14 protein-coding genes are annotated in these 11,415 nt (G+C 36.3%); 6 read left to right on the forward strand and 8 right to left on the reverse strand.

What is annotated here, in order from left to right:
• Positions 1–10 precede the first annotated feature (10 nt).
• From RM539_RS09950 to RM539_RS09965, 4 genes are all read left to right on the forward strand, one after another.
• A complete protein-coding gene (locus tag RM539_RS09950) occupies positions 11–1,369 on the forward strand; it encodes an NAD-dependent succinate-semialdehyde dehydrogenase (RefSeq protein WP_311503245.1) in 1,359 nt (452 codons plus the stop codon).
• 10 nt (positions 1,370–1,379) lie between these two features.
• Entirely contained in the window at positions 1,380–2,249 is an 870-nt protein-coding gene (locus tag RM539_RS09955) for a DUF72 domain-containing protein (protein ID WP_311503246.1), read from the forward strand.
• Position 2,250: 1 nt separating this feature from the next.
• On the forward strand, positions 2,251–2,664 hold the full coding sequence (locus RM539_RS09960) for an NUDIX domain-containing protein (protein WP_311503247.1): 414 nt from the start codon (positions 2,251–2,253) through the stop codon (positions 2,662–2,664).
• A gap of 92 nt (positions 2,665–2,756) precedes the next feature.
• On the forward strand, positions 2,757–3,146 hold the full coding sequence (locus RM539_RS09965; protein WP_311503248.1) for an acyl-CoA thioesterase: 390 nt from the start codon (positions 2,757–2,759) through the stop codon (positions 3,144–3,146).
• Here RM539_RS09965 and RM539_RS09970 read toward each other — a convergent pair.
• The 3 genes from RM539_RS09970 to RM539_RS09980 all read right to left on the reverse strand — a co-directional run bounded on the left by RM539_RS09970 (position 3,143) and on the right by RM539_RS09980 (position 5,884).
• Positions 3,143–4,063: a mechanosensitive ion channel family protein gene (locus RM539_RS09970; protein ID WP_311503249.1), complete on the reverse strand. Its 921-nt coding sequence runs from the start codon at positions 4,061–4,063 to the stop codon at positions 3,143–3,145. The two genes, RM539_RS09965 and RM539_RS09970, sit on opposite strands and share 4 nt — an antisense overlap.
• A gap of 222 nt (positions 4,064–4,285) precedes the next feature.
• Positions 4,286–5,596 carry a mechanosensitive ion channel family protein gene (locus RM539_RS09975; RefSeq protein WP_311503250.1) on the reverse strand — a complete coding sequence of 437 codons (1,311 nt, stop codon included), beginning with the start codon at positions 5,594–5,596 and terminating at the stop codon, positions 4,286–4,288.
• 3 nt (positions 5,597–5,599) lie between these two features.
• A complete protein-coding gene (locus RM539_RS09980; RefSeq protein ID WP_311503251.1) occupies positions 5,600–5,884 on the reverse strand; it encodes a DUF3817 domain-containing protein in 285 nt (94 codons plus the stop codon).
• Positions 5,885–6,045: 161 nt separating this feature from the next.
• Here RM539_RS09980 and galE point away from each other — a divergent pair, with 161 nt between their 5' ends.
• Positions 6,046–7,074 carry a UDP-glucose 4-epimerase GalE gene (gene galE, locus RM539_RS09985; RefSeq protein WP_311503252.1) on the forward strand — a complete coding sequence of 343 codons (1,029 nt, stop codon included), beginning with the start codon at positions 6,046–6,048 and terminating at the stop codon, positions 7,072–7,074.
• A 123-nt stretch (positions 7,075–7,197) separates the two neighbouring features.
• Here galE and RM539_RS09990 read toward each other — a convergent pair whose 3' ends face one another.
• The 4 genes from RM539_RS09990 to RM539_RS10005 form a co-directional block, all read right to left on the reverse strand.
• Positions 7,198–7,356 carry a YqaE/Pmp3 family membrane protein gene (locus RM539_RS09990; protein ID WP_311503253.1) on the reverse strand — a complete coding sequence of 53 codons (159 nt, stop codon included), beginning with the start codon at positions 7,354–7,356 and terminating at the stop codon, positions 7,198–7,200.
• 48 nt (positions 7,357–7,404) lie between these two features.
• Positions 7,405–8,166: a DUF1206 domain-containing protein gene (locus RM539_RS09995; RefSeq protein ID WP_311503254.1), complete on the reverse strand. Its 762-nt coding sequence runs from the start codon at positions 8,164–8,166 to the stop codon at positions 7,405–7,407.
• 129 nt (positions 8,167–8,295) lie between these two features.
• Positions 8,296–8,913: a YqaA family protein gene (locus RM539_RS10000; RefSeq protein WP_311503255.1), complete on the reverse strand. Its 618-nt coding sequence runs from the start codon at positions 8,911–8,913 to the stop codon at positions 8,296–8,298.
• Positions 8,914–9,012: 99 nt separating this feature from the next.
• Positions 9,013–9,399, reverse strand: a complete 387-nt coding sequence (locus RM539_RS10005; protein ID WP_311503256.1) for a hypothetical protein — start codon at positions 9,397–9,399, stop codon at positions 9,013–9,015.
• 216 nt (positions 9,400–9,615) lie between these two features.
• Here RM539_RS10005 and RM539_RS10010 point away from each other — a divergent pair, with 216 nt between their 5' ends.
• On the forward strand, positions 9,616–10,329 hold the full coding sequence (locus RM539_RS10010) for an SDR family oxidoreductase (protein ID WP_311503257.1): 714 nt from the start codon (positions 9,616–9,618) through the stop codon (positions 10,327–10,329).
• A gap of 77 nt (positions 10,330–10,406) precedes the next feature.
• Here RM539_RS10010 and RM539_RS10015 read toward each other — a convergent pair whose 3' ends face one another.
• Positions 10,407–11,405, reverse strand: a complete 999-nt coding sequence (locus tag RM539_RS10015; RefSeq protein ID WP_311503258.1) for an NADP-dependent oxidoreductase — start codon at positions 11,403–11,405, stop codon at positions 10,407–10,409.
• Positions 11,406–11,415: the final 10 nt, after the last annotated feature.

The following is an 11,415-nucleotide window of genomic DNA, read 5'->3' on the forward strand; positions in this document are numbered from 1 at the left end:
AAGAAGAAAAATGATTATTTCTAAAAATCCCTATAACGATAAAGAAATTGAAAAATTTCAGGAATTCACAAAAGATCAGGTAGATGACGCGCTTGCTAAAGCGAATTCCGTATTTTATTCCTGGAAAAATACTTCTTTTGCAGAACGTACTAAACTTATGAAAGCTGCTGCGGAAGAGCTTAAAAGCAATAAACAGGAATATGCAATGGATATTACCCTGGAAATGGGCAAACCTATTAAACAATCCATTTCAGAAATTGAAAAATGTGCATGGGTTTGTGAATATTATGCTGAAAATGCAGAATCACAACTCGCAGATGAAGTTATTGAAACCGATGCAGCAAGTAGTTATGTAAGCTATGAGCCTCTTGGGGTAGTACTAGCCGTTATGCCATGGAATTTTCCATTCTGGCAGGTTTTTAGGTTTGCTGCTCCGGCGTTAATGGCAGGAAATATCGGAGTGCTTAAACACGCCAGCAATGTAATGAAATCGGCCAATAATATACAGAAGGTTTTTGAAAACGCAGGCTTTCCTAAAGGCTGTTTTCAAAATCTAATTATCGGCAGCAAAAAAGTGGAAGATGTTATTAGAGATGAGCGTATAAAGGCTGTAACACTAACCGGCAGTAAACCTGCAGGAAGCGCAGTGGCTTCCGTGGCAGGAGAAAAAATAAAAAAATCGGTGCTGGAACTTGGTGGCAGCAATGCACTAGTGGTTTTTGAAAATGCCAATCTTGAGGAAGCAGTTAAAACGTGTGTAACAGCCCGTTTTCAAAATACCGGTCAGAGTTGTATAGCAGGAAAGAGATTATTGCTACAAAAAAATATTGAGCAGGACTTTATGAAAATGTTCATTGAGCAGGTAAAAGCTCTTAAAAGTGGAGATCCTGTAAACGAGGATACCTTTATAGGAGTTCTGGCGCGGAAGGATCTTGCTGAAGATTTGGAAGATCAGGTAAACCGTTCTGTAGAGAAAGGAGCTAAAATACTGCTTGGAGGGAAAAGGGATAAGGCTTACTATGAACCAACTATAGTGGGTAACGTAGATAAAGATATGGCAGTTTTTAAAGAGGAAACTTTTGGACCTGTTGTTTCGGTCACTATTTTTGAAGATGAGAAACAAGCGGTAGATCTGGTTAATAGTTCTTCCTTTGGTTTAGGGGTTTCTATTTTTACTGAAGACTTTGAATTTGCCAAAAAACTGGTTCCACAATTCGAGGACGGCTCAGTTTTTATAAATGAGCTTGTTAAAAGTGATCCACGATTACCTTTTGGTGGCACGAAGGAATCCGGCTACGGCAGGGAACTTTCGGGGCACGGCATCAAGGAATTCGTGAACACAAAAACCGTATATTTCAACAAATATTAAAAAGTATTAGATGAAATTCGGAAAAGTTGATGAGCCGGAAAATATAGATTTTATTCTTCCTGAAACTCATAAACAAACCAAAGATGTTCTTTCAAATTATAATTCAGAAAAATTTGGGGATATTAGGATTGGCTGTGCTAAATGGAACAAGAAAGATCTGAAGAATTTTTACCCCAGAGGAACCAAAGATGAACTTCAGTATTACAGCGCACAATTTAATTCCATAGAATTGAACGCTTCCTTTTACAGGATGTTTCCTGAAGAACAATTCGAAAAATGGGCGGATAAAGCAGAAGCTGATTTTAAATTTTTCCCAAAAGTTCCGAGGATCATCAGCCATTTGAAACGCTTAAATGAATGTGAAACACTTGTAGATGACTTTATAACCAATATTTTGCCACTTAAGGAGAAGCTGGGAATGGTATTTCTTCAAATGCCGGATAATTTTCAGCCAAAATTTATGAATCGACTTGAGCCATTTTTTAAACACTGGCCTGATGAAATTCCCCTTGGACTTGAACTTAGACATACTGACTGGTACAACGAATCCACGGTGGCTAATGAACTTAACGAGATGCTGATAAAGCACAATATTTCAAGCATAATTACTGATAGTGCCGGTAGAAGAGATTTGCTCCACATGAGGCTTACCAATGATACCGCATTTATCAGGTACAATGGTGCCAATCATAAAAGTGACTATACCCGTCTTGATGATTGGTTGGATAGGCTGGGGGAATGGCATGAAATGGGTCTAAAAAAAGTATATTTTTTTGTTCACCAGAATCTTGAACAGGCTTCTCCTTTACTATCAGCTTATTTTATTGAAAAATTCAATAAAAAATTTAAAACTCAATTAAAAATACCAAAAACATTATAAAATGGGAAAGCATGATATTGCTATAACAGTAGATAGTGTTGTTTTATGCAACGTAAATGATTTATTTAAAGTTTTACTGATTCAAAGAAAAAAAGATCCTTTTAAAGGAGAATGGGCTCTACCGGGAGGCTTTATAGAAGAAGGCGAAGAGCTTGAAGAGGCTGCAAAAAGAGAGTTAAAGGAAGAAACGGGGGTAGAAGTAAATTCTTTGGAACAAATAAATGCCTTCGGCAAACCGGGAAGAGATCCACGCGGCAGAATGATCTCCATAGCTTTTCTTTGCCGAATCTATTGTGAAGAAGATCTTAAACCGGGCGATGATGCCAGTGAAGCTAAATGGTTCGAGCTGGATAAACTGCCTGAACTTGCTTTTGATCATAATGAAATTATTTCTACGGCCAGAAAACTTCTATAGTATTATTTGCATATAATGGGGTTGTATTGAGCTTTCAATCAGCTCCTTAAATGATTATTATCTAATTTTTCCGATTAATTTAAAGACTAAAAATGAGATTTCACACCAGAAAATGGGTTAAGCCCGGAGATTTAAACCCCAATCGTACCCTTTTTGGGGGGCAGCTACTGGAATGGATTGATGAGGAATGTGCATTATATAGTATCATTCAGCTGGAAAATCAAAAAACTGTTACTAAATTTATGAGTGAGATTGATTTTCGCAGTTCTGCCCGGGAAGGTGATATTGTGGAAATAGGAATTGAAGTGGTGAAATTCGGAACTGCATCATTGACCTTAAAATGTGAGGTTCGTAATAAGATGACCCGTGAAACAATCATAACTATAGATAAAATAGTAATGGTTGCTCTTGATGAAGAGGGAAGACCTAAACCACATGGTAAAACAAAGGTAGAGTTTGTAAAAGACAGGCTGGCAGATTAGGATGTTCTGGTTTTAGGATCGTCTTTTCGTTCTGCCAGTCTAACAGGAAATTCTTTCTCACCTCCATAAAGTTTAATTTCCTGTATATCTGCAGGCATATAAAATCCATTTTTCTCCAGGGCTTCCTTAACAGCGCGCACTACATTACCTTTTGTGATAAGTGCTGTCATCCTAAAGTCTTTTGTATCTACCCAAAAGAAAACTTTTAGATTTACAGTACTGGTCGCCAGTTCATCTTCTATTATGAAATTTTGGTGTAACTCATTCTTAATTACCATTGGTTCTTTATTAAGGGCTTCCATAATAGTTCGTTTTGCGCTATCAATATTATCTTCATAAGCAATGCCAATCATAAAACTCCATCGGAAAAAACCATCTTCAGTGTAATTGGTAACAGGTTTTGTAAGCACATCACTATTTGGGATATAAACATCTTTGCCATCAAAGGTTTTTAATTTGGTATACCTGAATTCCAGCGTTTTTACCTTACCGAAATTTTCCCCAATCTCCACAGTGTCTTCAATATCAAAAGGACGATTAAATGCGAGGATAATTCCTGAAATAAAGTTTTCTCCTATATCTTTAAAAGCGAAACCAAAAACCAGTGCGCCGGCTCCGGCAGCAGTTAATATTCCAGTGGCTATACCTCCTAATCCCGCTGCTCTTAAAGCAAGCATAATAGCCATAACTACAAAAATAAATCTTACGGCTTTTCCCAAAAAACGGCTCATAAGCGGATCGTGGGTGCGGGCAGAAATTCGTCTTGTTGCAAATTTGCCAATCCATCCTCCTAAAAGTACGCCCAGAATAATAATTAAAATTCCCAGGCCTATGCCGGGCAACTGTTCAATAAAGTTATTGTAGAACCTGAAGAACGCTTCTTGTAGCGAGGTAGATCTATAAGCTGTTGATTGCATTGGGAAGAATTTCTACTAAAATACCAATTAAGCTCATTAAAAGCGAAAAATAAATCAGCATAAATAGCTAGTTTAAATTATGGTTCCTTGGAGAAGCCCCTGCCTCTTCTTTCTTTTCTTCCTTCTGCCTTCTGCGGTTGTTTATGACCATTATAATTTAATACATAGCCTAATCTAGTTGTTCAGCTGAAGGGGCTTCTGGTTTTAATCACTTGCAATTTACTAAAGTACTTTAGGCGGAATTACAATTTTTAAATTCTGAAGGTCGTCGCCAGAGGGGGATTCAAACAGTTTGAGGTTGAAAAAGGGGATTGCAGCAATTAAATGATCAAAAATATCGGAAGTGATATATTCAAAATTTTCCCATCTTTTATCTTTGCTGAAGCATAAAATTTCAATAGGAAGCCCCTGAGGAGTCGGGGCAAGTTGCCTCACAATAATGTAAAGATCCTTATTAATAGCAGAGTGCTCATGTAAATATGTATCTGCATATTTCCGGAAAATTCCCAGATTGGTTTGATTTCTTCCGTTTAATAAAAGACTTTTATCAAAACCGTTCTTCTCGTTATACTTATCTATTTCAATCTGACGATTTTCCACATACTCCGATATTAATTTTATTTTTTTATATTCTTTAATCTCTTCCGCAGTTAAAAACCTCACAGAATTCTGCTTTATGTAAATAGCTCTTCTAATTCTTCTGCCGGGGCTTTCCTGCATCCCCCTCCAGTTTTGAAAAGAATCAGAAATAAGGCTGTAAGTGGGGATTGTTGTAAATGTATTATCCCAGTTTTGTACCCTTACCGTGGCAAGGTTTATTTCAGTCACATTACCATCGGCACCATAACGGCTAAAAGTAATCCAGTCACCTATTCTTACAATGTCATTAACAGAAACCTGTATGGAGGCTACAAATCCCAGAATCGTGTCTTTGAACACCAGCAATAGAATAGCAGAAGCAGCACCCAGGGAAAGCGCAAAACTTATAACAGATTCTCCTGTTATCTCTGCAAAAATAAACATAAAGCCAATTACCCAAAGTATAATGAGCACAACCTGGCTATAACTTTCTATAGGCTTATCACTATATTCCTCTTGGGTTTTAAGGTAATTTCGGGACGTCCTGATAAGGCTTCTTGCAATCCATACGCAAAGAATAACAGCATAAATATTAAGAAGAATATAGAAATTGAATGAAAAAAACGAACCTTCCAGAAGTGCGGGAAAATCTGCAAATACGTAAGGCAACATATAATAAACCAGAAGCAGTGGAATTATTTCCCCTACATATTTTGGAAAATTACTCTGGATAAGGAAATCGTCAAAAGTAGTTACTGTTTTATCGGTAAAAACTTTAAACGATTCTACCACAAAACGCCTTATCAGATATTTTATGAGGAATACCAGAACTAGAAGAATACTTATATTAATAAGTAAATTTATATATATAGCTACTGTGGTATATACTCCCTGGGAAATCAATACATTTTCCACTAAATTTGTGAGGTAGCTAACTTCCTGGCTCAGATCCATAAATTAAAGATATTTTTTTTCAACGTAAAACGGCCCGAAAGGCACAAGTGAAAAGAGCAGGATAAAAGCCAGATCTTTTATTCTCCATTGCATCGCATTATAAAGCAAAAGTGCTCCAACTACATAGGCAATAAACAATATTCCGTGAGCCATGCCTACGTACCTGACAGGCTCGGGATTATCAAAAAAATATTTTAGCGGCATAGCCAGGAATAATAAAACAAGAAAAGAAATTCCTTCCAGAATGCTTATCCACTTAAACAATCCTTTTTTCTGCTCTATCTGCATAGTTGAATAATTATAAATGCAAAGATAAGGATATGGAGTATTCTCACCGTTAGTTTAGTTAATTTTCAGAAGCATTTATTAGCGTATATTTTACATTTATTTGTCTTTATCAAATATTTTTTGAAAATTTTTCTTAATTTGCAGCAACAACAATCTAATCAATGAGCAAAAAAGTTTTAGTTACCGGCGGATTGGGATTTATTGGATCTCATACCGTGGTAGCCTTGCATGAGCAGGGTTTTGAAGTAGTTATTATAGACAATCTTTCCAATTCTTCTATAGACGTACTGGAAGGTATAACAAAGATTACCAATAAAAAGCCCGAATTTGAAAGAATGGATCTAAGGGACAAAACTGCAGTAAGTAAGTTTTTTGAGAAACATTCTGATATAGATGGAGTAATACATTTTGCTGCTTCAAAGGCAGTGGGAGAAAGTGTTGAGAAGCCTTTGCTTTATTATGAAAATAACCTCTCCACGCTTATTTATCTTTTGCAGGAATTATCAGAAAACCCCGGGGCTAACTTTATTTTTAGTTCCTCCTGTACAGTTTATGGGCAGGCAGATGAATTGCCTATTACTGAAAATGCTCCGGTTAAAAAAGCAGAGTCACCATACGGAAATACAAAGCAAATAGGAGAGGAAATTATTTCTGATACCTGTAAAGTCAATTCCGGTTTCAAAGCAATTTCCTTACGTTATTTTAATCCTATAGGTGCTCACCCTTCTGCGCAAATTGGGGAATTACCTATTGGAACTCCGCAAAACCTGGTTCCGTTTATCACACAAACTGCTATAGGGAAGAGAAAAGAATTATCAGTTTTTGGAGATGATTATCCTACCCAGGATGGAACATGCGTCAGGGATTATATTCATGTTATGGATTTAGCAAAAGCCCATGTTGTAGCATTGGACCGTTTAATAAGCGCTAAGGAAAAATCAAATTATGAAGTATTTAATTTAGGAACAGGCACAGGAAATTCTGTTTTGGAAGTAATAAAAACTTTTGAAGAAGCTACAGGCAAAAAGCTGCCCTATAAAATTGTAGGCAGGAGGGAAGGGGATGTGATTGCTGCATATGCCGATACAGAAAAAGCGAATAAGGTTTTAGGCTGGAAAGCTGAATTATCATTATTTGATGCCCTGCAAAGTGCATGGAAATGGGAAAAGTCCGTTCAGAACCGTGGATAAGCAATTAATTAAACTAAAGTTGCGATTTCAAAATTAGAGGCAACAAATTCTGGGGGAAGATTTAATCTATAAATGAAGGATTAAAAAGAGGCTGCTATTAACATGGCAGCCTCTATTATTACATTATTTAGTTCCGTTAACCAGGAAAGCATGTATTACTCCCGGTATCCATCCAATTATTGTTAAGATTATACTTATTAATAAAGTTGAACCTACACCATGTTTCATGTACACAGCTAAAGGTGGTAATAGAATATTTAGAATAATTGTTAATACAGACATGTTTTTTAATTTTAGTGGTTAATTAATTTTTATAGTTATTAATCCTTTTTAATCCTGAAATTGACGGTATCTCACCATCATAAATACGTAAATAGCATAGCAAACCAAACCTGCAGCAACCATTCCTAAAAGCCATGAGCCGTAAGAAGAATCCTGGATAAATGAAAATGCATCAGATGTCTTTTTTATTTCTGAAGTATTGGAAGCTATTGCTGCATGTACAAAGAAATACGAAATAATTGCTAAAATTGTACCTCTGGCAATGAGCCCTAAATTACCGGTATTTTTTATGGTGGTTCTTCTTGTTTTTTCTGAAATTGATCTGTTTTCAAATTTATTTAAAAATTCTCCACTGTAAACTTTTTTAAATTGATAATAACTTGCAATTGCTACTCCAAGTCCTATAATTCCAAAAATACAGACGCCAATTTTACCTGAGATTAGTGCAGAATTCTGACCATTTCCTCCAGAAGGGGAGCCAAGATTAAAAAGCTGCAACACCGTATAAGCTGCCAGAATCAAATAAATTACTCCGCTGGCAAAAAAACCAGTTCGTTCTATTTTGGCCTGAGCATTTTTACCATCCCCTTCCGGATCCTGTATTGCCTGAATGAAACGCCAGGTGGAGTAGCATAAAAAGCCTAATCCTATCAGGATTAAAAGAGCCTTTCCAAATGGTTGTTTTTCCAGAAATTCAATAACCTGAAATTTTCCTGTTTTCTGCCCCCCGAGATTAAAAGCCGCCAAAAAGGTTAATACTCCTGTAATTGCGTAGACAGTACCTTTGGCAACGTATCCCATACGTGCCATTTTTTTGTATTTGTCATCCATCATCGATTCCCGGTTGTAAAATCAATTTACTTTAAATGAAACACATGTACATTTCATTTAGGAAAAGTTTAATGATAATTTTGAAGACTTTAGCAGCTCCGGCTACACTTATACCATTTCAAATATTACCAATGCATAAAGATAGAACCGTACAAATCTCAATAATCCAAACATAAGATAACTGGGGAAAGGAAAATTGATAATTCCGGCTGCAATACTGGTGATAGAGAATGGAATAGGCAGAAGTGCACCAACAATAATTAAAAAACCACCCCATTTACGGGTATTAGCTATATGTTGTGCCATTTTTACTTCAAGCTGCTCATGTACATATGAAATTTTAGTAATTCCCCTACCTATATAATAAGAGACGATTCCGCCACAATATGAGGCAGCAGCAAGAAGAGATAGATTGAGAATAGGACTTAAAGATTTACCGGACCAGGCTATAAATAATTCTGGAGGGACGAGTCCCAGTAAAGATTCAGAAATAAAAAAAACGCTAATAATTCCTAAGGGAGAATATGTTTCAGTTACAGTGATCAGCATTTTCTCAATGTCCAGCACAAAGTAATCCAGTGCGAGCAATGCACCGATAAAAATAATTATAGGTAAAACTGCTTTTTTTACACTCTTCCACACAAATCTATAAAACCCCGTATAGCCATAATACTGGTGTAATAGGCGCAGACGCGATTTCTTTTTAGATTTCGCTTTCTTTTTCATCAATTATCTTTTAGCAATTTCACTTATTCGGTTAATGAATAAGATTTTTGGAAAATTCTGTTCTGAATTTCCTTAATGGGAGTAGTTAGTCTTGTGGCCTTACTCGTATTCCTGTAAAAATTTTACATATTCCCTAAGCTCGATTTCATTTATTTTATTTGAAGGATCGGCCATTAAGGATAATAAATAATCCAGACTTTCTTCACCAGTTGCTTTACTGGTTTCTTCAACTATTTCACCTTCACCTTCACCTTCACCTTCATCTTCAATTGGTTCGTCTTCCGGAATAGGAATATCAAATCCTTCATTAGCTTTAATATGTTCATAGGTTAATCTGATGACCTTTGCCAGCAAGGGATTTCCTTCTTCAACCACCAGAGACCTTAATTCTTCAAGTTCTTTTACAATGGTATTACTAATTATACCATTGCGGTTCAAATCGCGGTGAATCTTGTTCAGTAAATTTTGAGCTTTAATATTTTCCAAAGAAGTAAAAATTATCAGATTAAACGTTATGCCATGTTGCTTCTTATTGAGAAGCTGCATGGTTGTGCAAAGTTACTTTTTTTGTTGTTTTTAGAAAGATTTTAACGTAGATTTTACGTAGCTAATGGAAAGTAAAATTAACAATATATTAGTTGATTATCCTTTAATGCAATCGTTAACTTCATTAGCTTTAAAATTAAACGAAAAAAGATAAATATGAACTCACTAGAAGGAAAAGTAGCTTTTATAACAGGGGGAAGTAAAGGAATTGGGTTTGGAATTGCCCAAACACTTCTTGAGAAAGGCATGAAAGTAGCTATAAGCAGCCGTTCCAAAGAACACGCAACCGAAGCTGCTCAAAAATTGAAAGGTAAAGGAGATATAATTGGAGTGGAAGCCGATGTGCGAAACTATGAAAGTCAACAAAAAGCCATTGCAGAAGTGACTGAAAAGTGGGGAAAACTAGATGCTATGATTGCTAACGCAGGAGTTGGTAAATTTGGTTCTATAGAAGAGCTCACACCACAACAATGGCAGGATACAATAGATACTAATCTTACCGGAGTTTTTTACAGCGTGAAAGCTGCTGTTGATGCATTGAGCAAATCTAAAGGTTATGTTATTACCATATCCAGTCTTGCGGGAACAAACTTTTTTCCCGGAGGAGCTGCTTATAACGCCAGTAAATTTGGGGTGACTGGATTTACTCAGGCAGTTATGCTTGATTTAAGACAAAAAGGTATTAACGTAAGTACAATAATGCCGGGATCCGTAGCTTCATATTTTAATGATCATACTCCGGGAGAGGATGATGCCTGGAAAATACAACCGGAGGATATAGGAGAATTAGTAACAGATTTACTAAAAATGAATCCGCGTACGCTGCCAAGCAAAATCGAAGTGAGACCGTCGCAACCTCCTAAAAAATAATTTGAAGAAATTGATACAAAAAAGCCGGGTTTCCCGGCTTTTTGATGTTATAATTTTATTTATTGATAATTGCCTTTTTAAGCGACCTTTACTATCATTTTACCTTTATTTTTGCCTTCAAACAAATCTATAAAAGCTTGAGGAATTTGATTAAATCCTTCAACAATGGTTTCTTCATATTCAATTTTATCATTTTTAAGCCACTCTCCAAGTTGTTTAATGGCCGCAGGAAAATCTTCAAAATAGTCCCTCACCGTAAACCCCTGCATGGAGAGACTTTTTTTGATAAGTGTCGTTTCCAGTCTTGGCCCGGCTGGTTGCTCTTTGGCATTATATAATGAAATAGCCCCACAATTTATTACCCGGCCATATTTATTCATATTAGCAATTGCAGCGTCAAGTATTTCTCCGCCAACATTGTCAAAATAAACATTCACTCCATCAGGACATGCCTTTGCAATGGAAGTTTCCATATCTTCTGTATCCTTATAATTTATTCCTGCGTCGAAATTGAATTTTTGTTGAAGGGTTCTAATTTTTTCATCACTTCCGGCTATTCCTACAACTTTGCAGGATTTAAGTTTTCCAATCTGCCCCACTACACTACCCACAGCTCCGGCAGCCCCTGAGACCAGTAGTGTTTCTCCCTTCTTAAGTTTGCCAATTTTCTCAAGTCCTAAATACGCAGTTATACCTGTAAGCCCTAAAATTCCAATATAGGCAGATAATGGAGCCAATTCTTTATCGATTATATTCAGGCCTTCTCCATTTGAAGTTTGAAATATTTTCCATTCAAGCATTCCGCTTACAAAATCGCCTTGTTTAAAATTATCATTATTTGATTCAACAACTTCTGCCACAATCATAGAGCTTATAGGCTCATCTAATTTAAATGGCGGAATGTAAGACTTTTCATCACGCATTCTCCCTCTTAAATAGGGATCAACACTCACATAAATTGCTTTCAAAAGAATTTCTCCTTCTTCTGCCGCCGGTTTTTCTGTTTCTTTAAAATGAAAATTATCCATGGAAGGTTTTCCTTCAGGACGGTTCTTTAAAATGATGCTATTATTCATAACCTGTTTT

Origin of the sequence: Autumnicola musiva, from assembly GCF_031846585.1 — a bacterium.
GTDB lineage: Bacteria > Bacteroidota > Bacteroidia > Flavobacteriales > Flavobacteriaceae > Autumnicola > Autumnicola musiva.